The sequence below is a fragment of the Williamsia sp. Y844 genome (genome assembly GCF_056786475.1).
Window position 1 is genome coordinate 294,909 of sequence record NZ_JBXCJB010000001.1, and the last position, 23,697, is coordinate 318,605.

A 23,697-nucleotide genomic window follows, 5' to 3' on the forward strand; every position below is an offset into this window, starting at 1 on the left:
GGTGGGTGTGGCCGCAGATCCGGGAACGGTGCGGGTCAGGCGGACAGTCGCTCGGCCGCCGCAGCGATCCGTTCGTCGGTCGCGGTGAGCGCCAGCCGCACGTGGCGGGTGCCGCGGGGACCGTAGAACTCACCCGGCGCCGCCAGGATGCCCCGATCGGCCAGCCAGTCGACGGTCGCGCGACTGTCTTCATCGCGGGTGGCCCACAGATACAGGCCGGCCGCTGATTCGTCGATGCGCAGTCCGGCACCGAGCACTGCCGCGCGCAGGACCTCGCGGCGGGCCCGGTAACGCTCACGCTGCGCTGCGGTGTGGGTGTCGTCATCCAGTGCCGCGGCCATCGCACCCTGCACGGGGAACGGCACGATCAGGCCCGCGTGCTTGCGGACTGCGAGCAGTTCACCGATCAGGGCCGGGTCGCCTGCGAGGAAACCGGCCCGGTAGCTCGCCAGGTTCGAGGTCTTCGACAGCGAGTGAACGGCCAGCAACCCGGTGAAATCACCGTCGGTGACCCGTGGATCGAGGATCGACACAGGCTCGTCATCCCAGGCCAGGCCCAGGTAGCACTCGTCGGAGACGACGATCGTGCCGCGTTCGCGCGCCCACTGCACCACTTTGCGCAAATGCTCGACGGGCAGCACCTTGCCGGTGGGATTGGACGGCGAGTTCAGATAGATGAGTGCGGGGGTGCTCGGTCCGAGCTGGGTCAGGGAATCGGCACGAACCGGTCGAGCGCCGGCCAGCAACGCCCCGACTTCGTATGTCGGATAAGCGATCTCCGGAATGACAACGTCGTCACCGACACCGATGGCGAGTGCGGCAGGCAAACCGGCGATGACCTCTTTGGTGCCGATCACCGGCAGAATCATCGAGTTGTCGAGGCCGGTGACCCCGTGCCGTCGCGCCAACGATTCGCAGGCCGCGGTCCGGACCATGGCGGTACCGATGGTGACCGGGTAGCCGGGGAAGTCCGAGGCCGCGTACAGCGCATCGCGAATCAGCGGGTCCACCGGATCGACCGGGGTACCCACCGAGAGATCAACAATGCCGCCGGGATGCCTACTGGCACGTTCCTTGGCCTCGACGAGGGTGTCCCACGGAAACACGGGCAACCGCGACGACACCGGGGTCCGGCCACGCATCGACGGCATCGCTGGTGTCATTCCTCGGTGTTCATGGGTGGCAGAGCCTTCACAAACGGCGAGTCGTAGGCGACCTTGCCCAGTTTGGCGGCACCACCCGGTGAACCGAGATCGTCGAAGAAGTCGACGTTGGCGTTCACGTACGGCTCCCACTCATCCGGCACATCGTCTTCGTAGAAGATCGCCTCGACCGGGCACACCGGTTCGCAGGCACCACAATCGACGCACTCGTCGGGCTGGATGTAGAGCATCCGTTCACCCTCGTAGATGCAGTCGACGGGGCATTCCTCCACGCAGGCCTTGTCCAGGACGTCAACGCAAGGCTCAGCGATGATGTATGTCACCGACAACCCCTCCTCACCATTCAGTTCAGTGCGCGTGGGCTGTACGCGCTCAAAAGCGGGCACGCCTTACGAACTCGAAGGACGACGGCTGCCCGCTTGTCGCCTTCCAGTATCCGGGTCGCCGATTCCAAGTCAAAACCGGCCCCACCACCTCAGCACCGGGCGACGATGTTTGCCGCCGTGGACGGGCGTTGGTTCAAATCAGAGAGGGCGTAAATCTCGACCGGAACATGTTGAAAAGGCACTGTGGTGAGCGTGACCATGCGACCGAATCTCCAGTGGAACCGAATGTGTTGTTGCTGACTGCAACATCTCCCCTCATTCGAACCTCTTCCAGGAGCCCAGCACCGCATGACCTCCACCCTGTCCCGGCCGTCTGCCGCCGGATTACCCAACCACCACCTGCCGACGCGGCTGCGACCCGCTGACCTGCTGCGTCTGACAGATCAGAGTGCCTCCGACGTGCTCGACGGCACCTACGACCATCTCTTGCCGAAACGCTGGGACCGCGAGAATCGCTGGGCCACGCGATTGCACTACGACGACGACGTCGACGTCTGGCTGATCAGCTGGACCCCGGACGAGTCGACGGACCTGCACGACCATGCCGGCTCCCTCGGTGCGTTAACCGTGCTCTCCGGCGCACTGACCGAATACCGCTGGACCGGCAGCCAACTGCGGGCCCGCACGCTCGACGAAGGCGATCAGGCCTCATTCCCGCTCGGCTGGGTGCACGACGTGGTCCGCAACCCGAACCTCCCGGTCACCAGCGAGCCCACCCTGAGCGTCCACGCCTACTCCCCGCCGCTGACCGCGATGTCCTACTACGAGGTCACCGACGCGCAGTCACTTCGCCGGACCAAGACGGTTCTCACCGATGGCGGCGCGGCATGAATGTGCAGTCACTTAGCCGCACGAAGACCGTTCTCACCGACGGTGGGGCAGCATGAGCGCTGTGACCACCATCGACGATCTCCTGCTCCGGGCCCGGGCCGGTCTCGACCGGATCAACGCCCCGGATCTACCGGCCGCACTCGCGGGCGGTGCACTGGTCGTCGACATCCGCCCTGCGGCGCAGCGGGCCGCCGAAGGTGAGTTCGACGGCGCATTGGTGATCGAGCGCAACGTCCTGGAATGGCGCCTCGATCCGGCATCCGATGCGCGGATCCCCGAAGCCGTCGACCACGACGTCCCGTGGGTCGTGATCTGTTCTCAGGGCTACACCTCGAGTCTGGCCGCGGCGTCGCTGCAACTACTCGGACTACACCGTGCCACCGACGTGATCGGCGGCTACGAGGCGCTGGTCGCCGCGGGCATCAGCGGAATCTCGCGGTAGTCAAACACTCGCGGTAGTCAAACACTCGCGGTGGTCAGACCACTTCGCGGACAACGGCATCCGATGCCCGTCGGAGAGCGCCGGACTCCCCGATGTAACTGGCGACCGCACCGACCAGGGGCAGTCCGGACAGCAGCCGCCACGGCTGTTTCGACGACGGCCGTCGCTCCAGTTCACCGAGAACCGCACGCGATTTCTCGAGACCGGTCCACATCTCCTTCACCAGCGCGTCGTTTTCGGCGCTGCGATCGCTGCCTTCGGTCTCGCCGGTCAGCAGCGTCCGCGAATTCAGGGTTCGGCGGCACAGAACCTCCGCCAGCAGGTCGGTCTGGCGATACCGGTCGTCGATGCCGTAGGCGCGGGCGACCGCACACAGCAGGATCGCCTGGTGACCGAATCCGAGCACGGTCTGAATCGGCAAGCGGTTCACCAGCGCACCGAAGACACCCGGGTACGCCACTCCAACAGTTGTGATGGCCCCGACCCGGCCGATCCACCAATTGCGACGCTGGTCCGGCGTCCAGTCGGCCCACTTCGAGGTACCCGGTAATCCGGTGGCATCGGCTGCCCACACCAAGGGTCCGTCGATGGTGCCGATGACCTTGGCGACCAGCGCCTCGTCAGATTCGTCAGGTTCTCGCTGGGCACTGTCGAACGTTCGCCCTTTGATGCCGAGCGGGTCACTGTCGACCGCATCGAGGAGCAGATCGATCACTCCGGCGGCTTGGTAGAGCATGCGCGCAACATCGTTGTCCGAGAGCGCTTTCACTGGCGGCAGCGGAAGTTTCATGCGGTATGCAGACCTTCGTCGACCGGCTCCCGGTCGTCGCCCGATTCGTTCCACGGACGACCGGTCGGCAGCACATCGGCAGCCAACCCGGTCACCGGATCAGCCAGTGCCCACACGTGGTCGCTGATCCGCTCGTCGATCCACGGGGCGCCCGCCAAGACGTATCGGGGTTGGGCCGCAACACGTTCGGTCAGGACATAACCTGTCTCGGCGGTGATCGTGGCCAGCGAATCCAGATGAGGCCAGGGCCGTTCCGGATTGACGTGGTCGGGGGTCAGTGGCGACACCCCACCCCAGTCGTCGACGCCTGCACCGACCAGCGCCGCACATTCGGCACGCGACACCAGGTTCGGAGGGGCTTGAATCCGCATTCCCGGGCCCAGGATGATCCGGGCCACCGCGACCGCTGCCAGGAATTCGTCGAACTCGGCATCGGCGACGCCGCGCATCGCGGTATCGGGTTTGGCCCGAAAATTCTGGACGATCACTTCCTGGATGTTGCCGAAAGCCTGCTGCACCTTGTGCAATTCGATCAGAGAATCAGCACGTTCGGTGAGGTTCTCCCCGATGCCGACAAGGATGCCCGTGGTGAACGGGACCGAGAGCCGGCCCGCGTCGACAAGCACCTGCTTGCGGACCTCGGGGTCTTTGTCGGGGCTGCCGTAGTGCGCATTGCCCTTGTCGGTGAAGAGTCGCCGCGCGGTGGTCTCGAGCATCATGCCCATCGAGGGTGCAACCGGTTTGAGTAGGGCCATCTCCTCCGCACTCATCACACCGGGATTGAGATGCGGCAGCAGCCCCGTCTCCTCGAGCACCCGGATCGAGGCGGCCCGTACATAGTCCAGCGTCGAGGTGTACCCACGCTCGGTGAGCCATTGCCGGGCTTCCGGCCATCGCTCCTCGGGACGGTCACCGAGCGTGAACAACGCCTCTTTGCAACCCATCTCGGCGCCGCTGCGGGCGATCTCGAGTACTTCCTCGATCTCCAGGAACATGCCGTGGCCGTCGCGGGCCAGCTTGCCCGGCACCGTGACGAACGTGCAGTAGTGGCACCGATCCCGGCACAGCCGTGTCAGCGGGATGAACACCTTGCGCGAGTAGCTGATCTGACGCTCGCGGCCTTCGGCGATCAGTCCGGCGTCACGGATACCCGCCGCGATCGCGCAGAGTGCGGCCAGTTCGTCCCCGCGGGCCGCGAGCAGGGTCGCAGCCCGGTCGACATCGAGTTCGATGCCCTCCTCCACCTGGGCGAGCACCTGCCGGATCGCATCGCCATCAGGGCGCACCTCCTCCGCGGCTCCGGTGACGCGCGGCGGCATGGCGGGATCAGGCAGCAATATCCGATCCGGTGTCTCGAGGACTTCGGGGATCTTGGAGGTCACGCTTTAGATAATGCGTCATCGGCGCCGGATCATTCCCCCGACCCCTTCACCACCGGCTTCGTAGCGGCCGTGGCATCGGACTCTGGGTCGGGAACCAAGCCGGCAAACGCGGCGAACACCGGCACCACCAGCCCCAGGCCGAGGAGCAGGAACACCGTCAGATCCTGCGGCACCACGATGTCACCCCCGGGACCTCCCGCGGCCAACACAAAGAACGCGATCATGAAGGCGATCAATGCGCCGAAGCGGGCGAACCCTTCGACCAGGGTGGCGCTGCACCACAGCAGGATGTAATTGGCGATCGCCGCGAGCACCGCGCTGATGGGGAACGGCACCGACCCGATGTGCAGCGGCAGAAACGCGAGGGCGAGGACGCCGACCAGGAAGCCGTCGACCCACAGCAGACCCAGCAGGGCCCAGCGCATCCCGACTGAATTCATCACGGTCGTGGCCATCACAGACCACCGAAGAGGTCTGTTTCCCGCCCGGACTCATCGGTCGGTCCCTGCTCCCCGGCGACCAGCATGAAATGTTCCTCGGCAAAAATCGGCTGGATGATGTTGTTCGACAGCGCATATTCGGTGCCCGACGCGGACACCGTCACCTGCGTTGCGTGGGCGCTCAGCGCCCGCACCTTGCGATCGTAGACCTCACGGACGTCGATGGCGGTGGTGATCTCCGCATCCGAATGACTGGGCAGCTCCCCCGGTGCCGGCATCCGCCAGCCCTTCGGGACCCGCGCGGCGGCCGCGGCCAGGCCGTCATCGAGTGCGGATTTCTCGGTGACGGTCCAGTAGAGCTTCGACACCGACCAGCCCTGCTCACCGGTGGCCGCGAGTTCAACGGCCGCGTGAGCGATGGCGTGGACCTGGATGTGGTCGGGATGACCGTAGCTGCCAACGGGGTCGTATCCGACGACCACCTGTGGACGCAGTTCGCGGATCAGGTCGGCCAGCACCTGCGCCGGCTTCTCGGTGCCCGCGGCGATGAAGGCACGCTTGTGCTCGTTCGATGGTGCGCCCGACATCCCGGAGTCCCGCCAGCGACCGGCGCCACCGAGGAACTTCGGTTCCACCGGGGCAAACGGATCAGGGCTCAGTTCGGCCAACGCGTCGGTCAGCTCCATGATCCGGTAGCCACCGAGCTGATCGGCGCCGCCGTCGGCGACCAGTCCACTCCACCGGTCACCGATCACCTCGCCCTCCTCGCCCAGCGTGCAGGTGAGCACGGTGACCTCGGCGCCGGCGTCGAGATATGTGGCGATCGTGCCGCCGGTGGTGATGGTCTCGTCATCCGGGTGGGCATGAACGAGCAACAGACGATTCATGGATTTCGGGTTCGCTTTCAGTTACCGGTCTGCTGGCGCCAGAGGGCGGAGTCACCGTAGATGCCGGTCTGCACCGGACCGGTGACCGGGACGCCGGCGACAAGAGGAGAGACGGCGGTGGTCAGAACATCCTGATACACCGGCAGATACACCGAGCGTTCATCGAGCAGGCGCTGAGCGGTGCGCAGATCCTCTGCCGGATCCTCCGCCGAGATGGCGCGGGTCGCGATCTCCTGCAATTCGGGGTCACACAGGCCCGAGACATTGCTCGTGTAACGCGGTTCGTTGCGTTCGGCCTCTTCGGTCTCCGACGGCGGGGCCTGTGAAGAGGTGGCCGATGGCTCCGGGGCCGACGTGTTCGACGGCTCGCTGTCCGAGTCCGGCGATGCACTCGTCTCGGTGGATTCTTCGGTGCTCAGACATTCGGTGTTCGACGCGAGCGCGGTGGCCGGTGATTCACCGGCCCGGCTCCAGCCCACCACCAGATCGACGTCTCCGCCGGTCAGGCTCGAGCTGTACAACTCGGCGGTCGACATCGCGACACTCGTGGCACGGATTCCCGCGCGGTTCAGTTGGTCGACGATGTTGGCCGCCGCAGCGCCCGTCCGAAGATCGCCGGTGACCGATCCGACCCGGACCACCAGCGGCTGCCCGTCGCCCTGCTCGACCGGCTGTGTGCCGGCGGGCAGCGTCGGCAGATCGCTCGGCGCGGTCGTCGATGTCACCTCGGTGGTGGTCGTCGTGGTCGTGGGCGCCGCGCTCGTGCTCGGTGCGCCGGAAGAAGTGGGCGGATCGGGTTGCGGTGTCGCCGGGCCGCGCTGGTATCCCGCTGCGGCCAGCCACCCTTCGATCTGCTCGGGGGAAACCGCCGGACGCGCCACCGGGTAGTAACCCGGGTCGGACGGCGCATAGACGGAGTTGGTGTCCGGGAGTACCTCGGTGTCGTCGGCGGCGGCGAACGTCACCAGTCTGGTGTCGATGGTTCCCAGAACCGCACGGCGCAGGTCGATGTTCGACATCGACTCCGTGCGGGTGTTGACCGTCATGCCCAGGGTTCGGGATTGCGCGACGCGGCCGGTCAGTACCCCACCGATGCTGCCGAGGGTGGCGCCGAGTGCCTCGCCGGCGCTGACCGCCACGACCCGGGTGTCGCCGGAGCGCATCGAATCGGCCAGTTGGCTGGTGGTTCCCGCGCGGCGCAAGGTCATCCGGTCGACGCCGGCCGGTGTCAGCCAGAACCTGTCGTTGCGGATCAGCCGGACCTCGTCACGACTGTGGTCGATGCCGCTGATCGTGAAGGGCCCACCGGAGGCCGGGAAACCGCTGTCCATGCCGGTCTGGAAGCCACCGGGCGCGCCTTTGAGGACGTGCGAGGGCAGCAGGTCGTTGAACAGTTCACGCCACGCCGGGTACGGCGCCGCGAACGTCGCGGTGACCTCTTTGCCGCCCGCGGAGCTGCGGACGTCGGTGATCATGCGGTAGCCGGCAGGTGCGGTCACGTTGGGTTGCCGGGACATCTGCTGCCAGAGGTAGATGAAATCCTCTGCGGTGATCGGCAATCCGTCCGACCACTGCGCGTCCTCGTGGATTTTGTAGGTGACCGCGAACGGGTCGGTACCGGTGACCTCGGCGCTGGTCAGCAACGCCTCGTCCATCAGCCACGCGACCCGGCCGTCCTGCGCTGTCGGCCGAAACGAACTCGGCAGGGTCATCGCCGCGACTGCGGTGGTGGCCGCCGACTGGTCGGCGGCCAGATGCGGATTGAACCCGTTGCCGATCGAGTCGGTTGCCACGTAGAGCACCCGGCCCGAGGGCTCGGCGGGCTCCGGCGGGACCGAGTTCGTCTGCTGCACCGGCGGCGGCGGATCGGCGACGCATGCTGTCAGGAACAGCAGGCAGGACAGCGCGACCGCGGCCATCGGAGTCGCTGTTGTCCGTCGTCTACCCAAAACCCGATTCCTCTGTCCGCCGGTCAAGATCAGTGCGCCATCGGCGGTCGGTACTCGACCGCCGATGGCGTCCTTCTAGCTCACGCTCTGGTTACGAGACTTCGTCTTTGACCGCTCGCGGGCGCGGGTGTTGGAGTCGAGATTGACCTTGCGCACCCGGACCACCTCAGGGGTGACCTCGACACACTCGTCGTCGGTACAGAACTCCATCGCGGCTTCGAGCTCGAGCTTGATGGGCTTGGCCAGGGTCTCCATCACGTCGGCGGAAGACTGACGCATATTGGTCAGCTTCTTCTCCTTGGTGACGTTGATGTCGAGGTCTTCCATACGCGGGTTGATACCGACGACCATGCCCTCGTAGGTGTCCGCGCCCGGCTCGACGAAGAACGTTCCACGATCGGCGAGCTGGATCATCGCGAACGGGGTGACCGTTCCGGACCGGTCGGAGACCAGCGAACCGGTGTGGCGGGCGCGGATCTCGCCGGCCCACGGGCCGTAGCCGTCGAACACGGCGTTGGCGATACCGGTACCGCGGGTCTCGGTGAGGAAGTCGGTACGGAAACCGATCAGGCCACGCGACGGAACGATGAACTCCATGCGGACCCAGCCACTGCCATGGTTCGCCATGTCGCCCATACGGCCCTTGCGGGCGGCCAGCAGCTGCGTGACCGCACCGAGGTACTCCTCGGGGACGTCGACGGTGAGGTGCTCGAACGGCTCGTGCAGCTTGCCGTCGACCTGCTTGGTGACCACCTGGGGCTTGCCGACGGTCAGCTCGAAGCCTTCACGACGCATCTGCTCGACGAGGATGGCCAGCGCCAGCTCACCACGGCCCTGGACCTCCCAGGCGTCCGGACGACCGATGTCGAGGACGCGCAGCGAGACGTTACCGACCAGCTCGCTGTCGAGGCGGTCCTTGACCATGCGCGAGGTGAGCTTGTGGCCCTTCACGCGGCCGACCATGGGCGAGGTGTTGGTGCCGATGGTCACCGAGATGGCCGGCTCGTCAACGGTGATACGCGGCAATGCGATGGGATGGTCGATGTCGGCGAGGGTGTCACCGATCATGATCTCCGGCATACCTGCCACAGCCACGATGTCGCCGGCAACGGCGACTTCCGCGGGGGTTCGCGCAACGCCGACGGTGACAAGCAGCTCGGTGATCTTGGCGCGCTCGGTGACGGGCTGGCCGTCGACCTCACGTAGCCAGGCGACGGTCTGGCCCTTCTTCAGGGTGCCGGCGTAGAGGCGGACCAGCGCGAGCCGGCCGAGGAACGGCGAGGCGTCGAGGTTGGTGACGTGGGCCTGCAGGGGCGCGTCGAGATCACCCTTGGGGGCAGGCACATACGACAGCAAAAGATCGAACAGGGCGTCGAGGTTCTCGGCATCGGGAACCTGACCGTTCTCGGGAGCAACGGTGCTGGCGACTCCGGCACGGCCCGATGCGTAGAGAACCGGCAGATCGAGAGCGAGTTCGGCAGCTGCGGCGGCCTCGTCATCGACGTCCGACGCCAGGTCGAGGAGCAAGTCGTGGCTCTCTTCGACAACCTCGGCGATGCGGGCGTCGGGACGGTCGGTCTTGTTGACCAGCAGGATCACCGGCAGCGACGCGGCCAGGGCTTTACGCAGCACGAAGCGGGTCTGCGGCAGCGGGCCTTCAGAGGCGTCGACCAACAGCACCACGCCGTCGACCATCGACAGGCCGCGCTCGACCTCACCACCGAAGTCGGCGTGGCCGGGGGTGTCGATCACGTTGATGACAACCTCGGTGCCGTCGGGCTGCCGACGGTGCACCGCGGTGTTCTTCGCGAGAATGGTGATGCCCTTCTCGCGCTCGAGGTCGCCCGAGTCCATGACCCGGTCGACGAGTTCCGCTCGTTCTTCGAACACTCCCGATTGCCGCAGCATCGCGTCAACCAGGGTCGTTTTCCCGTGGTCGACGTGCGCAACAATCGCAACGTTGCGGAAATTGGGGGCAGAAGTCACTGAAGTTCTCCGGACGTGAAGTGGGCATGTCAAAACAGTCGAGCCTGGTGCTCAAACCACACAAGGATACGTGGTCCCGCAATGAGAGCGGCGTCACAATCCACTGAAGCCCACAAATTAAGGTGGTGCTAACCTAACTTTCCACTAGGTGCGGGACCTTTGGAAGGCGGATACATGGGCAAGAAGAAGGCGGCAGATGTCTGCGAGATGAAGCCGAAAAAGAAGTGCTGCCGCAGTTCAACCCGTTGCCTTCGCTGCCCGGTTGTGATCCACAAGATGCAAAAATACTCCTCTGCGGGCCTGTCGAACAAAGAGCTGACCAAAGCCCTCAAAAAAGTTCGATCACGCGCCGCCTGAGCCCCTCGCCACCACATCGGACCTCATCAGCGGAGCAGCGCGATCAGGTCGTCCAGCCACACCGCATCGGCAGGTACCAGCTCCCCGGCGCCGGCCATCCGCCGGAGGTCGTCGGCATCCACCCAGCCGACGGCAGAGTGTTCATGCGGATGCGGCCGGCCGGCGAGCAGTGTCGCGGCCATCGCGACCAGAACCAGATCTGTACGCAGCGGTACGGGCTCTCCGATCTGGCCGGCGACCGCGACCGTGATCCCCAACTCTTCGGCGAGTTCACGCTCGAGCGCCTGGGCCCGGGTCTCCCCTACCTCGACCTTGCCCCCTGGCAGCTCCCACAACCCGGCCACCTCGGCCGGATACGTGCGCTGAGCAAGTAGCAACCGACCTTCGCTGATGACCGCACCGGCCACGACCTCACGCATTGCGGCCCGCTGTTCCCTGTTCCTCGGCCGTCTCGATGAGTGATTTGGCGGGCGGACCGGAGATGATGGCGATCCGGCTGCGGTCGAGCGCGATCGAGACCTGATCGTCGACCGCGAGCCGCGGATCTCCGACAGCATCGACATCCAGACCGGCGACCGTCACCCGCACCCGGGTCCCCTCGGGCAGTGATGCCACATGCCGGACGACGCCGCCGACGCCGCCTGCCCCGTCGACGAACGGTGTGGCCAGGACCGCCTCTGGGCGCAGTCCGACCCGGACGGCGCCGTCGGGCAGATCGACCGCAACACGACCGAGCGGGCTCTGCAGAACACCCGCGGAGATGTTTGCTTCGCAGACCGTCGTGCAGCCGATGAACTGCGCGATCCGCTCGGTCCGCGGTGCACGCCAAAGCTTTTCGGGATGATCGTCCTGGACGATCCGGCCGCCGTCCATCACCGCGATGCGATCGGCCATCATCGCGGCCTCGGAATGGTCGTGGGTCACCATGATGGTCGGAGTGCCGGTGGCACCGATGATCGCGGCGATCTGCAGCGCGAGGCGATCACGCAACTGCCGGTCGAGCGCAGAGAGCGGCTCGTCCAGTAGGAGCAGCCGGGGTCGTGGAGCCAGCGCCCGGGCGAGCGCCACCCGCTGTTGCTGACCACCGGACAGCTCGGCCACCTTCCGGTTGCCGAGGCCGGGCAGGTCGACCAGATCGAGTAGCTCGGCCACGCGGCGTGCGATGACGGGCTTGCGCCAGCGTCGGACCCGCAGTCCGTATCCGACATTGTCGGCGACGCTGCGCCCGGGGAGCAGCTGACCGTCCTGGAACACCACCCCGAAGTCGCGACGGTGGGTCGGGGTCGGCGCGAGATCGATCCCGTCGAACGTGATCGTTCCCGCGGACAACGGCTCCAGACCGGCGATGGCACGGATCAGTGTCGACTTGCCACATCCGGACGGCCCCAGCAACGCCGTGATGGTCGCTCCCCCGGTCCCGATCGAAAGATCCAGATCGTCGATGATCACTTCTGATCCATAACTCACTGTCACAGAGGATAATTCGAGCATCTAGAACTCACCTCCCTCGTCCCGGCGGACGACCTCGATGAGGGCCACCACCACCGCGGTCACCACCAGCATCATCACCGAACAGGCCATCGCAGTGCCGAAGTTACCCGCTCCGGGACGCGACAGTGACGTGCCGATCAGCACCGGCACCGTGGTGGTGTCGGGCCGCGCCACGAAGCTGGTGGCGCCGAACTCACCGATCGCGATCACAAACGCGAAACCGGTCGCCGCACAGAGCGCTCTGGAGATGATCGGGAGATCAACGGTGCACCAGACCCGCAGGGGCCCGGCACCGAGGGTTGCCGCCGCCTGCCGAAGCCTCAGATCGACCAGACCCATCGCCGGTACCAGGATGCGGATCACAAGCGGCGTCGCGATCAGCGCCTGCACGGCCGGAACAACAGCCGGCGAGGTCGCGACCTCACGAGGCATCGAGGTCAGGATCACCAGATAGCCCAGACCGACCGTGACGGCGCTGACGCCCAGCGGGAGCATCGCAACCCCCGTCGCGACCCCACCGAACACGCCACGGGCACGGGAGAGAGCCAGTGCCCCGAGCAGACCGAGGACCAGCGCGATCACGGTCGCCCAGAGCGCGCTGATCAGGGAGTACTGCATGGTCTCCCAAGGGGTTTCACCGTTGATCGGTTCCGTCAGCGCCCGGTAGCCGTCCAGATTCCAGCTTCCACCGACGGTGGGCCGGACCGAACGCCAGACCAGGACGGCAGGCGGGGCCAGCAGTACGACCAGGACGAACGCGACGATGGCGCCGACCACCACGCGCTGCGCCCCTTGCGGTCGGCGGCGACGACGGGGGGCACCGACTCCCCGGGCCCGCCTGCTCAACACCGCGCTGATCGCGACCACCACCGCGACCACGAGGATCTGGATCATCGACAGGGCCACGGCAGCAGGCAGTTTGAAGAATCCGATGGCCTGCCGGTAGATCTCGGTCTCGATGGTGTTGTACCGGCCGCCACCGAGGATGAGGACCACGCCAAAGCTGGTGGCGCAAAACAGGAAAACCACCGACGCTGCCGACGCGATCGCCGGGGCGAGGGCCGGGAGCGTGACCGTTCGCAGCACGTGCAGACGGTCGGCACCCAGCGTCCGAGCGGCCTGTTCGGCACGCGGATCGAGCTGACCCCAGACCGAACCGACGGTGCGCACCACAACCGCGACGTTGAAGAACATGTGCGCCAACAGGATCGCCCACACCGACGATCCGATGTCGAGCCAGCCGAGCGGGCCACGGTCGCCGAGTAGTGCGGTGAACGCGACCCCCACCACCACGGTGGGCAGCACAAAGGGAATGGTGACGATGACCCGTATCGCCAGCGCTCCCCGCAGTTCGAAGTTTGCCAGAACCCAAGCCACCGGCAGGCCGACGATCAAGGTGAGCACGGTGCTCGCCGCGGCCTGGGCAACGGTGAACCACAACAGATGTGCGGCATTGGCATCGTCGAGCAACCCGATGAGATCGATGCCCGAGCCATCGCCGAACGCACGGACGGCCAGAGCGACCAGCGGCCACCCGAACATCACCCCCACGAACACCAGCGGAAGCGCGCCCGCGGCGGCCACGATGCCCGTTCCGGACCCCCACCTTGAGGGTGGGTGCCGGGTGGTTGCGCGAAGGGGCACCGCGGTCAGCGACCCATGACGGTGCGCCACTCCTGCTGCCAGGCTTCCCGGTTCTCGGCGATGACCTCCAGCGGCATCGTGGCAGCAGACTCGGGCTGGGGTGCGAATTGCGCCCAGTCGGCAGGCAGCGGCGTTCCGGTACGGACGGGGTAGACGTACATCGATTCGGGCAGAGCTGCCTGTACCGGTTCGCTGAGCAGGAAGTCGACCACCTGCTGGGCGCCGTCGACGTTCTCCGCGCCGCGCAGGACGCCTGCATACTCGATTTGCGCGAAGCACGTGTTCAGCAGGGCCTTGGTGGTCGGCAGGAAGGCAGGCGACGACGCATACGACACCACGATGGGTTTGCTGCCCTGCCCCTCCCCGGCGGTGAACTCCTGGTTGTAAGCCTCGGTCCAGCCGGGGGCCACGCTCACGTCGTTGGCGCGCAGGCGCTCCCAATATCCTTCCCATGCACCATCGGCCGGATAGGCGGCGATCGTCGCGAGCAGAAATGCCATGCCGGGTGACGAGGTGGCCGGGTCCATAACCACGGTCAACCCCTTGTACCGGGCGTCGGTCAGATCTTCGAGGTTCGCGGGTGGTGCGACGTCGCGTTCGGTGAACCAATCGGTGTCGACGTTGACACACACGTCGCCGCGGTCGATCGCGGTCAGCCGATTGGGTTCGCCGAGCGCGTATTGCTGCGGTCCGAGATTGTTGTCCGGACTCGTATAGGGCTCGATCGCGTCGGCGTCGAGGACCCGGGAGGCAAAGGTGTTGTCGATGCCGTAGACGACATCACCCCGGGGTGAGCCGGCGGTGAGCGCGATCGACGACGACAGCTGTCCGGCGTCTGCTTCCCGGACCACCTTGAGGGTCAGCCCGGTCTCGTCCTCGAACGAGGCCAGCAGTTCGTCCGGTAGCGCGAAGGAGTCGTGGGTCAGCAGGACCACCTCGTCCGAGGAACCGGAATCGCCACATGCAGTCAGGACACCGGCCCCGACCGATAATGCAACGAGCGCTGCGGCGAGCTGTATTCGTCGAAGCATCGACCCTCCAAGTGGGTTTGTTCAGTGAGAACAGCGGGCCTGGTTCCCTGCATCGCGTGTTCGTTCTGTCTTCGTGAATCTAAGCAGGCCCGGGGAGGTTGCCCGGAAGCGGAGCGTGACGATCACATCTGATGCGCCATCAGCGACTTTCGGATCAGGCCGACTCTTCCTTCGTGCCCTCAATGTGACATCACAATTGCATCACCGGCACCACTGGCAACTCCAGTCACACGGTATGGTCCCAGGGCGACGAGAACAGGTCCGCCTACTGGCTAGGGCTACTGGCGGCAGAAGAATGAAACGGTTACCGTCAGCACGGCGATAGAGATGTTGAGCCGTGATCAGTCGGGCTCCACGCGAGATGGGACACCACGAACAGTGCTTTTGAATCAGCAGGCAGACCGCAGCCGCGGGCGCTTCCGCAAGGCCTCGACAGGCCTGAATGTCCGCCGCGCGGTCACGACCGTGGCCATCGCCGCCACAGCGGCGCTGACACTGCCCGCTGTCGCATCCGCTGACGAAGCCGCGTTCCCGCCGATACCCGCCAACCTCGAGATCGACGAAGCCACCTTGCAGTCGCTCGGCGCGTTTGTGCCCGCCATCATCGGTTCGGTCGCCACCCCCGGTGCCGACGGCAAGGTCGATGCCAGCCTGCTCTCCAACGCCAAGGTGCTCGCGGCCGATCCGGCGCTACCGCCAGAACTCGCCGTGATCTGGGACAAGGTCGTCAGCTTCCTCGACGGCTCCGGCGGCGGCGGCCCGGACATCCCGTCCGGCCCGGGCGCACCGGTCATCCAGCAGTTCCTCTACCCGACCATCGGCCAGGGCTGCATCCCCGGCGGCAACTCCATCGGTTCCGCACTGGTGACCGCCGGACCGCAGCAGGCGCCGGCCCCCGGCCCCAAGAAGGGCGAGGCCGGATACGTCTACACCAGCCTCGGCACCGGGCCGGCACTGAACAACGACGCTGCCCCGCTGACCGTTGCCTGGATCAACATCGACACCGGCCAGACCGGACAGCAGAACCTGCGCCGCAATGACCGGATCAATGCCGCAGACGGCCCCGGAACCTTCACCACGGTCGTGAAAACCGGTCAGGGCCGCGTGATTTCGGCAATCTACGGCAACGTGACCACCAAGACCGAGGACAAGACCGTGAGCTGCACGATCGTTCCCACAGTCGGACTGGCCGTCATCTAGCCACCGGAGTACTCCACAGCAGGCGTCGACCTTCGGGTCGGCGCCTGTTTTTTGTGGCCCGTCACACTCCACCGGCCACACCAGATCTGTTGATGCACAGCCGAACACCGGAACGGTCGCGGTTGAGTCACAGGTTGAACTCGCAACTTGCACAGAGCTCCCACACCGTGGTCTTGTGTAACAAGAGCACCATTGGTCACACCTGTCACAGACGTAACAGGTGCGACCCCGCGTCTGTCCAAGGAGATCCATGCCCAGCTCAACGATGTTTCGCCGCAGCGCCGCCACACTGGCGGTTGTGGCGTTCGCCGCCCTGCTGTCCCCGGCCGTAGCCGGCGCAGAACCGGTCGCACCCGAGACGGCCACGCTGACCGCGCCGAACCAGATCCCCGGCGACGACGCACTGACGGCCGCGATCGCCGAGCTCGGAAAGTCTGCGGGCGATCCCGCCGCCCTGGCCGCTGCGAAGGCACTCCTGGGAGGCACCTCGCAGATCGAGTCCACACCGGCCGCCGAGCTCACCGCGACGCCGGTCGCAGACGCCACCGACATCGCCGGGTCACTGGCAGCGGCCGATGAGGCCCTGCGCAAACTGGGCATCCAATCCTTCATCAACCCCACCGTCGCCTTCAACTGTGTCGAGGCCACCGAGGACAACCCATTCGGACTCGTGCCCGCCGTCGGCGGCGCCGCACCCGGCCCGTATGTCATCCCCGGAGTGAAGATCCCGGACCTGTTCAAAAGCCTGATTCCCGCGACCTTCTCACCCAACATCGTGGACGACGGTGAAACGCTGTTCGGCTTCTTCCCGTCCGGGATCACCGCCGACGGCGAAGCCACCGGCATGCAGGTCGCCTGGTTCAACGTCAACACGCTCCAGGGCGGGTTCGAGGACATGGCCCCGGTGGGCACCACGATCGTCGACAAATTGATCGAACAGGTCAAGAAGGTCCGAAACCTGACCCCCGGCGAAGAAGCAACGGTTCGCGCTTTCATCAACCCTGCGGCAAAGGCCATGAGCCTGCCCGGTTCACGACTGGCCCCGGTCGAGACCGGCAACGGCACCGTGCTTTCCGCCGTATTCGGCACCGTGCAGAACGGTAGCCGCAGTTGTTTCTTCCTCCCGATGATCGGGATCACGCAGGTTTAGTCCGCGTACGCGGACCTTGGTAGGAGAAGTAGTCATGAAGAGTGTTCACAAGCAAGCACTACGCCGGATCGGTACCCGCAGCCTCACCGCCACCGCACTTGCCGCGGTGGTCGCCGGAGGCCTCGGTGCCGCCGGTATCGCAACCGCAGACCCGGTTCCGACGGGTGGAACCGCAGGCAAGGTGTTTGCCAACATCGGCCTGCCCGACGATCGTTGGGTGACCGGCGCGGGATCCGCCGACCGCTTCACCTATTGGACGAATGCCGCCACCGACCGCACCGAGTTGAGCAGTGCCGCTGTCTATCTCCCCCGCGGCGAAGCACCAGAGGGTGGCTGGCCGGTGGTGGCCTGGGCACATGACACCGTCGGATTGGCGGACAAGTGCGCACCGTCGTGGTCGGGTAAAACCGAATCGGCCGCCAACTGGAACGACATCACGCCGTGGCTGCGGAAGGGCTATGCGGTTGTCGCCTCCGACTACGCCGGCCTCGGCGTCGAGGGTGCACTCCCCGACCTGCAGACAACCATCAAGGCCCACAACATCGTTGATGCCGTGAGGGCTGCCCACGACATCACCGACGATCTCTCTGATCAGTGGGTTGTGAACGGGAACGGCAGCGGCGCAACAGCTGCGCTGGCCACGGCCCGCAGCGCAACGCAGATCCAGGGTCCGGAACTGGATTTCCGCGGCGCTACGGTCACCAGTGTTCCGGCCAACCTCGGCGAACTCGTGCTCAACGCCGGCCCCGAATTCATCCCGGTGCCACTGCCTTCCGACCTGACCGCCGAGGTGCTGTACGCCATCGCCGGTATCCGCGGGTCGCATCCCGAGCTGAACCTCGACTCGTACCTGACCGCAGCGGGTAAGTCGCTGGCCGACAAAGCTGTGACGATGTGTTCGGCCGAGTTGCAACGGGATGTTGCAGGAACAAGTTTGAACGAGCTGTTCAGCCGGCCTGTGCTGTCGGTCCCGAATCTTCGTCCCATCGTCGAGGCCTACCTCGGAGTGCCCGACACCGGGTACGTCAAGCCGGTGTTCTTCGGCCAGGGCCTGCTCGATACCCAGGTGATCCTGCCGTACACGCTGGACTTCCTGGGCCGGGTCGAGACGTCGAGCCAGTCGACAACCATCCGTACCTACCCGGTGGACGGACAAGGAACGGCCGCGGCAGCATTGCCTGACGCTTCCGCCTTTGTGACCGCACTGTTCGCCAGGTAGACAGGCACATGCGCCTACCGGCTTGGGAGCTCCCCGAGCGAAAAGTGTTCGTCGCTGCGACGCTGGCGGTTTCGGCCGCCGGCGCCGCGGGATGGCGGCCCGGTGTGGCCGTCGCCAAACCCGCTGCCCTGGCCGCGTTGGCCGTGGGTGTAGCGCGCGGTGCACGTGAGCGGTCCGGGGTCGACAATGCACTGTTGAGCGCTGCGATCGCCGCGTCGGCCGCAGGTGATTACTTCATGTACCGCGAGGAGTTCGCAACCGGTCCCGAGAAGGATCGGCAGATCCAAACCGGTGCAACGATGTTCGGGCTCGCGCATCTGTCCTATCTCGGTTTGCTGACGCGGCACGGAGCCCGGCCGGACAAACGCCGACTGCTCGCGCGCTTCGGGCTGATGAACGAGGTCACCGCACTGCTGGTACTCAACTCCCCCCGCCTGCTCCCGGTCTTGGGAACATACGGCGCGGCGTTGGCGACCATGGCGGCGACCGCAGGCGATCCGGTACTCACCGGTGGAGACTCGAATGACCCCACACGCCGACTGGCCATGGGCGGAATCACGTTCATGGCTTCCGATGCGATCCTGATGAATCGTCGATACCTGCTGCGCAACAAGGGCCTTCGTGCAGTCGCAGAGGCATCGGTCCTGTCGACATATTTTGTGGCACAGATGTTGCTCCTCGACGGCCTGGACAGCGTCAGCCGACGCGCCCACGCCGCCAGGTGAACTCACGCCGGGGCGGCGCTATTGTGCCTTCTTCTGTCTCTTGAGAGCTGCCTCCACCTCTCCGAGTGTATCCATGTCTTCGAGCTCCATCCCCTTGGTTTCGGGCACCTTGCTGTGCACATAGAACCAGGACGCGAACGCGCAGAATGCAAAGAATCCGTAGATCCATGCCAGTCCCAGCACGCTGTTGAGTTCGGGGAAGAGCAGCGAGATGGTGAAGTTGGCAAGCCAGTTCACGCCCGTGCACACACCCAATGCCACACCGCGGATGCGGTTGGGGAACATCTCTCCGAGCATCACCCACATCACCGGGCCCCAGGTGGCCGCGAATGCGACCACAAACAGGTTGGCACCGATGAGTGCGACAACACCCCATGGGTCGGGCAGCGAGATGTTGTCACCGGACCCGATCTGCTGCGTGAACGCGACACACGCCATCACGAGTCCGATGAACATGCCCACAGAGCCGATCAGCAACAGCTGTCGCCTGCCGATCCGGTCGACGAACATGATCGCAACGAAGGTCATCACCACGTTGATCACGGCCGTGATGACCGAGGTCCGGAACGATTCGCTTTCGCTGAATCCGACCGACTGCCACAGCGTCGTGGAGTAGTAGAAGATTGCGTTGATCCCGACGAACTGCTGCAGCACAGCAATCCAGATACCCACCCACACCAGCGGATGCAGGCCGAACGACGGGCCACGAATGTCCTTGATGGACACCGCAGATTCGCGTTTGAGGGTCAACCGGATCTCTTTGACGCGGGCCAGTGGATCGACCTCCCCCGTCACCTCGGTCAAAATGCGCGCGGCCTCTTCATCGAGATTGCTACCCACCAGATAACGCGGTGACTCCGGGATGAGGAGCGCCAGCACCCCGTAGACCAGTGCCGGGATGACGCCGACTATGAACATCCATCGCCAGGCCTCGAGACCCAACCAGAAGTCGTTGGAGGCATTGCCTGCGCTGTCGGCGATCAGTGCGTCCGAGAGCAGGGCAACAAAAATGCCCATGGTGATGGCCAACTGCTGCAGTGATCCGAGTGCACCGCGGTAACGGGCCGGGGCGATCTCCGCGATATAGGCCGGGGCGATCACCGACGCGATACCGATCCCGAGGCCACCGATCACACGCCAGAACAACAGGTCCAGGACCGCAAACGCCAGACCGGTGCCGATCGCCGACGCGATGAACAACGCCGAGCCAAGCAACATCACTTTCTTGCGACCCCAGATGTCTGCCAGCCGGCCCGCGAACCAGGCACCGAGGGCACATCCGAGCAGCGCGATCGCGACCGCGAAACCCTGCATGAAGTGATTCAGCTCGAACTGGTCGCGGATGGAGTTGACGGCGCCGTTGACCACAGAGCTGTCGAAGCCGAAAAGAAAACCACCCACTGCAGCGGCCACGGTGACCCCGATGACCTTGGCCACGTGGGCTTCTCCGGCCGCCGCCGACCTTGGGTCCTGCGCAGCACCAGTGGACATAGGAATCACACCTACCTTCCGGGCGGCGGCTGCCGGCTCTGACAGGTTTCGCCACCAGCTGACGTTACGCCCTCAGTCCCCTACGAGTCCGTAAGTCGGTAGAAGACAATCCATCTCTGGCTCGACCACCACCGACCGAGCACTGCGGATTGACCCAACTCTTGTGCATCCAACCGGTTCGCCGGGACGCTCTGGGCCGCTCGCAGCACTGCCGATAAGCTGGACTGGCAGAATTTTCCCGGCCACCGGAGGTCCGCATGACCCGCCACATCTGTATCGCGCAAGAACCAGAAGCCGACAAGCTCCTGTCCGTCGACGACTTCGCGCTGGTTGTCGGTATGACCCTGGATCAGCAGTTCCCGATGGAAGCGGCATTCAAGGGCCCGCAGAAAATCGCCGAGCGGATGGACGGCTTCGATCTGCAGAAGATCGCTGCCTCCGATCCGGATGAGTTCGTGGCCCTGTGCTCGCAGACCCCGGCCATCCACCGCTTCCCCGGTTCGATGGCCAAGCGCATCCATGATCTCGCGGTTTTCATCGTCGACAACTACGACGGCAACCCTTCGGCCATCTGGACTGAGGGCGATCCGGACGGCAAGACGGTGCTCAAACGCCTCAAATCGCTGCCTGGCTGGGGCGACATGAAAGCCCGCATCTTCCTCGCACTGCTCGGCAAGCAGGTGGGTGTGGAACCGGAGGGCTGGCGCCAGGCTGCCGGGGACTACGGCAACGACGGCGAACGCCGATCGGTAGCTGATGTCGTCGACAATGTGAGCCTGCAGGAAGTCCGCGAGTTCAAGAAGAAGGCGAAAGCTGCAGCCAAGGCGGCAAAAGCCGACTGAGCCGGCCAAGGCGGTGAATGTGTCCGCGAGTTATGCCGAACCCCTAGGGTGAAGTCATGGATGCCAGATTGGTGATCGAGATCCCGACGCGGCTGGGCTTTGCGGTGGCAGGCGCCGCGCTCAGCGCCGTCGAGGCCACCGTTGCGCTCAGCCGGATCGCCGTAGAGAACGCACACCACGAAATCGCCGTCACGATGGGCATGCGGGAGACACCTGCGTTCCGCAGCCCGTTGCAGCTGCTCAACCAGCTCGGTGAACTGCTCGAAGAAGACCGCTCACTCGGACGAATCCTCGCGCGCGGCGGCCCACTCGACCGCCTGCTCGCCGAGGACGGCCTGGTCGAACGCGTCCTGGCCGACGATGGGGTGCTCGACCAGATGACCGAGGCCGGCGGCCCACTCGACCGGCTGCTGTCGCGGGGCGGGCCGGTGGATCGCCTGCTGTCCGAGGACGGGGTGCTCGCCAAACTCACCAAAGAGGGTGGTCTACTCGACCGGATCTCCGAGGACGAAGGTTTCCTCGATCGGCTGACCGTCGAAGAGGGCCTGCTGGAACAACTCGTCGGCGAGGGCGGCGCCCTGGAACGGGCCATCGTCCCGGGCGGCCCCATCGACCGCCTTTCCGAACTCGTCGAGATGCTGGCTCAGCTGCCCCCGAGTATCGCGAGCCTCCAGGAGACGGTGCTGGAACTCAATTCTGCCGCTGAGGCGCTCAATGACGCCGTCGCACCGCTCGGAGAACTCGTCGGACGGTTGCCGAAACGGTTGGTGCGCAGCAAGAACGGCCACGAATAGAGCGGCTCGCAGCACTAGCGGCCGGAAGCCCTGACGATCTGATTCCAAGCGATCGAGGCCTGCAACATATCCATGTAGCCGTCGATGTCGTCCATCGCCGACCCAGCGGCATGGACACTGATCGCGACTGTGTCGCCGATGCCGTGCACACCGTGCGTCACACTCATCACCGGCGAGAGCGCCGGATAGCCTGCGGTGAACGCGACTGGTCGCCCCCCGAATCTCAGGTCGGCGCCACCCCGATTCACACTCGACACCACGGTGTTGCCATTGACCCTCTTCGGGACCACGGCCGGATCGAATTGCGCCACACCCCAACGCAGTAGCGGTGCGGGTATCGCCGCGAAGGCTTCGTCGGAGGCCCGCAGTGCCGGATGGCTGTTACGCAGCTGCCGCTCCCCCAGTGCCTGCGCAATGCGCGCCGTCCGATCATCCAGCGCGGCCGTCCCCGAGAACAATCCGATACCGACGTTTCGAAAGTGGTTGCGCGCCATCGGTTTCCCGAACTTCTCCATCGTCACCTCGGCGCCGAGAGTGGTGGGATCCTCGCCGATCGAACGCAAGTGATCGGACAGAGCCAACGAGATCGCGGTGAGCGCGCTGATGGTCACCGTCGGACCGGGGAAGTCGTCGCGACGCAGCACCAGGGTGCGGATCGCCCGGTCGCCGTCCGGACGGGTGTTGGTCGACAGCAGCGGTCGACCTTCCGATGGCGGAGGCACGGCCCCGGCGGCGACGTCGTCGACCAGCCGGCGATGGGTACGGGTGGCCTCCACCGCCCGCAGGCCCAGCACCCCGAGCTGTTGGGGTAGGCGGACGGCCGCAAGCACGGCAGCGTGCACCACCGAATAGGGCGTATCGACCTCGGCGGTGACCGATTCGCCGGGATCCTGCGGCGCAAAGATCGCACGGGCCAGGTCAGATGATCGGCGCCCGTCGGCCAGCGCGTGGCTCACCTGCAGCACTGCCACGGTGGCCGCGAGGCCACAGTTCGGCACTCTTTCCACGGCCTCGAACAGATGCAGCCGCCAGGTGCACTCCCGTGCGTCGAGCTGGTCATCGGCCAGTCCCGCCACCACCCGTAGACAATCGGACCACTCGGTGGATCCTTCGCTGTGCACCACGATCTGGTCGCGGTCGACGCCGCCGCGGACCCAGTACGGGTAGTCGAGAGCGCAGTCGACGTCGGCGATCCGAAGACCCAGATCTGCCACCGCCCGCGCCCGCTCGAGGACATCGTCGATCGCGGCATCGATCTGGCGCGGCACGCCAGTGAAGGCGTAGAGCAGGAACTGGTCGTTGGGGATCTTGTCCGACATCCAGTACATCTGGGCGTCGACCGGCGCCATTCGCTCCATGAGGAGAACCTACCGAAGCCGTGAGGCACGCACACGAGGTTCCGCGCTCCCTGATCCGGCCACCCGACAATCCGCCTGGGGCTCAGTCCCGGGACCCACCGACACCCGCGTCGCGGGCGCTCGGCAAGAGCACCATCAC

22 protein-coding genes and 1 pseudogene are annotated in these 23,697 nt (G+C 65.6%); 9 read left to right on the forward strand and 14 right to left on the reverse strand.

Going from position 1 to position 23,697, the window contains the following annotated elements:
- Positions 1–35 precede the first annotated feature (35 nt).
- Together dapC and fdxA are read right to left on the reverse strand one after the other, a co-directional pair.
- Positions 36–1,163: a succinyldiaminopimelate transaminase gene (gene dapC / locus AC1TQG_RS01450; protein WP_482135174.1), complete on the reverse strand. Its 1,128-nt coding sequence runs from the start codon at positions 1,161–1,163 to the stop codon at positions 36–38.
- A complete protein-coding gene (gene fdxA, locus AC1TQG_RS01455) occupies positions 1,160–1,486 on the reverse strand; it encodes a ferredoxin (RefSeq protein ID WP_482135175.1) in 327 nt (108 codons plus the stop codon). The genes dapC and fdxA overlap by 4 nt, the downstream gene beginning before the upstream one ends.
- A 351-nt stretch (positions 1,487–1,837) precedes the next feature.
- On the opposite strand from fdxA, the gene AC1TQG_RS01460 reads away from it, so the two are divergent.
- Positions 1,838–2,380 carry a cysteine dioxygenase gene (locus AC1TQG_RS01460; protein WP_482135176.1) on the forward strand — a complete coding sequence of 181 codons (543 nt, stop codon included), beginning with the start codon at positions 1,838–1,840 and terminating at the stop codon, positions 2,378–2,380.
- Between the two features lie 52 nt (positions 2,381–2,432).
- On the forward strand, positions 2,433–2,822 hold the full coding sequence (locus AC1TQG_RS01465; RefSeq protein ID WP_482135177.1) for a rhodanese-like domain-containing protein: 390 nt from the start codon (positions 2,433–2,435) through the stop codon (positions 2,820–2,822).
- Between the two features lie 34 nt (positions 2,823–2,856).
- Here the strand turns inward: AC1TQG_RS01465 and AC1TQG_RS01470 are convergent, their stop codons facing one another.
- The 6 genes and pseudogenes from AC1TQG_RS01470 to typA form a co-directional block, all read right to left on the reverse strand.
- On the reverse strand, positions 2,857–3,612 hold the full coding sequence (locus tag AC1TQG_RS01470) for a hypothetical protein (RefSeq protein ID WP_482135178.1): 756 nt from the start codon (positions 3,610–3,612) through the stop codon (positions 2,857–2,859).
- 26 nt (positions 3,613–3,638) lie between these two features.
- Positions 3,639–4,931: pseudogene (cofG, locus tag AC1TQG_RS01475) on the reverse strand (7,8-didemethyl-8-hydroxy-5-deazariboflavin synthase CofG); the annotation flags it as partial.
- A gap of 92 nt (positions 4,932–5,023) precedes the next feature.
- Positions 5,024–5,449, reverse strand: a complete 426-nt coding sequence (locus AC1TQG_RS01480) for a hypothetical protein (RefSeq protein WP_482135179.1) — start codon at positions 5,447–5,449, stop codon at positions 5,024–5,026.
- Positions 5,449–6,321, reverse strand: coding sequence for an N-acetyl-1-D-myo-inositol-2-amino-2-deoxy-alpha-D-glucopyranoside deacetylase (mshB, locus tag AC1TQG_RS01485; protein ID WP_482135180.1), 873 nt, complete (start codon positions 6,319–6,321; stop codon positions 5,449–5,451). The genes AC1TQG_RS01480 and mshB overlap by 1 nt, the downstream gene beginning before the upstream one ends.
- A gap of 17 nt (positions 6,322–6,338) precedes the next feature.
- Positions 6,339–8,240 (reverse strand): ABC transporter family substrate-binding protein, encoded by a 1,902-nt coding sequence (locus tag AC1TQG_RS01490; RefSeq protein WP_482135181.1) that lies wholly within the window; start codon positions 8,238–8,240, stop codon positions 6,339–6,341.
- A 105-nt stretch (positions 8,241–8,345) separates the two neighbouring features.
- Positions 8,346–10,256 (reverse strand): translational GTPase TypA, encoded by a 1,911-nt coding sequence (gene typA / locus AC1TQG_RS01495; RefSeq protein ID WP_482135182.1) that lies wholly within the window; start codon positions 10,254–10,256, stop codon positions 8,346–8,348.
- Between the two features lie 174 nt (positions 10,257–10,430).
- Here typA and AC1TQG_RS01500 point away from each other — a divergent pair, with 174 nt between their 5' ends.
- On the forward strand, positions 10,431–10,613 hold the full coding sequence (locus tag AC1TQG_RS01500) for a hypothetical protein (protein ID WP_482135183.1): 183 nt from the start codon (positions 10,431–10,433) through the stop codon (positions 10,611–10,613).
- Between the two features lie 26 nt (positions 10,614–10,639).
- Here AC1TQG_RS01500 and AC1TQG_RS01505 read toward each other — a convergent pair whose 3' ends face one another.
- The 4 genes from AC1TQG_RS01505 to AC1TQG_RS01520 all read right to left on the reverse strand — a co-directional run bounded on the left by AC1TQG_RS01505 (position 10,640) and on the right by AC1TQG_RS01520 (position 14,779).
- A complete protein-coding gene (locus AC1TQG_RS01505; RefSeq protein ID WP_482135184.1) occupies positions 10,640–11,032 on the reverse strand; it encodes a (deoxy)nucleoside triphosphate pyrophosphohydrolase in 393 nt (130 codons plus the stop codon).
- A complete protein-coding gene (locus AC1TQG_RS01510) occupies positions 11,025–12,104 on the reverse strand; it encodes an ABC transporter ATP-binding protein (protein ID WP_482135185.1) in 1,080 nt (359 codons plus the stop codon). Before AC1TQG_RS01510 ends, AC1TQG_RS01505 begins: the two co-directional genes overlap by 8 nt.
- Positions 12,105–13,688, reverse strand: a complete 1,584-nt coding sequence (locus AC1TQG_RS01515; protein ID WP_482135186.1) for an ABC transporter permease — start codon at positions 13,686–13,688, stop codon at positions 12,105–12,107.
- Between the two features lie 65 nt (positions 13,689–13,753).
- Complete coding sequence (locus tag AC1TQG_RS01520; RefSeq protein WP_482135187.1) at positions 13,754–14,779, reverse strand: thiamine ABC transporter substrate-binding protein; 1,026 nt, start codon at positions 14,777–14,779, stop codon at positions 13,754–13,756.
- Positions 14,780–15,157: 378 nt separating this feature from the next.
- Between AC1TQG_RS01520 and AC1TQG_RS01525 the strand changes: the two genes are divergently transcribed.
- The 4 genes from AC1TQG_RS01525 (at position 15,158) to AC1TQG_RS01540 (ending at position 19,073) form a co-directional block, all read left to right on the forward strand.
- Positions 15,158–15,979, forward strand: coding sequence for an Rv1157c family protein (locus AC1TQG_RS01525; protein WP_482135188.1), 822 nt, complete (start codon positions 15,158–15,160; stop codon positions 15,977–15,979).
- Positions 15,980–16,229: 250 nt separating this feature from the next.
- Positions 16,230–17,129 carry a hypothetical protein gene (locus AC1TQG_RS01530; protein WP_482135189.1) on the forward strand — a complete coding sequence of 300 codons (900 nt, stop codon included), beginning with the start codon at positions 16,230–16,232 and terminating at the stop codon, positions 17,127–17,129.
- A gap of 34 nt (positions 17,130–17,163) precedes the next feature.
- Positions 17,164–18,348, forward strand: a complete 1,185-nt coding sequence (locus AC1TQG_RS01535) for a lipase family protein (protein WP_482135190.1) — start codon at positions 17,164–17,166, stop codon at positions 18,346–18,348.
- Positions 18,349–18,356: 8 nt separating this feature from the next.
- A complete protein-coding gene (locus AC1TQG_RS01540; protein WP_482135191.1) occupies positions 18,357–19,073 on the forward strand; it encodes a lysoplasmalogenase family protein in 717 nt (238 codons plus the stop codon).
- An 18-nt stretch (positions 19,074–19,091) separates the two neighbouring features.
- On the opposite strand, the gene AC1TQG_RS01545 is transcribed toward AC1TQG_RS01540, so the two are convergent.
- Positions 19,092–20,564 carry a sugar porter family MFS transporter gene (locus AC1TQG_RS01545; RefSeq protein WP_482135192.1) on the reverse strand — a complete coding sequence of 491 codons (1,473 nt, stop codon included), beginning with the start codon at positions 20,562–20,564 and terminating at the stop codon, positions 19,092–19,094.
- Positions 20,565–20,821: 257 nt separating this feature from the next.
- Between AC1TQG_RS01545 and AC1TQG_RS01550 the strand changes: the two genes are divergently transcribed.
- A complete protein-coding gene (locus AC1TQG_RS01550) occupies positions 20,822–21,406 on the forward strand; it encodes an HhH-GPD-type base excision DNA repair protein (protein WP_482135193.1) in 585 nt (194 codons plus the stop codon).
- Between the two features lie 56 nt (positions 21,407–21,462).
- Positions 21,463–22,200, forward strand: a complete 738-nt coding sequence (locus tag AC1TQG_RS01555) for a hypothetical protein (protein WP_482135194.1) — start codon at positions 21,463–21,465, stop codon at positions 22,198–22,200.
- A gap of 14 nt (positions 22,201–22,214) precedes the next feature.
- On the opposite strand, the gene AC1TQG_RS01560 is transcribed toward AC1TQG_RS01555, so the two are convergent.
- Complete coding sequence (locus AC1TQG_RS01560) at positions 22,215–23,558, reverse strand: WS/DGAT/MGAT family O-acyltransferase (protein ID WP_482135195.1); 1,344 nt, start codon at positions 23,556–23,558, stop codon at positions 22,215–22,217.
- Positions 23,559–23,697: the final 139 nt, after the last annotated feature.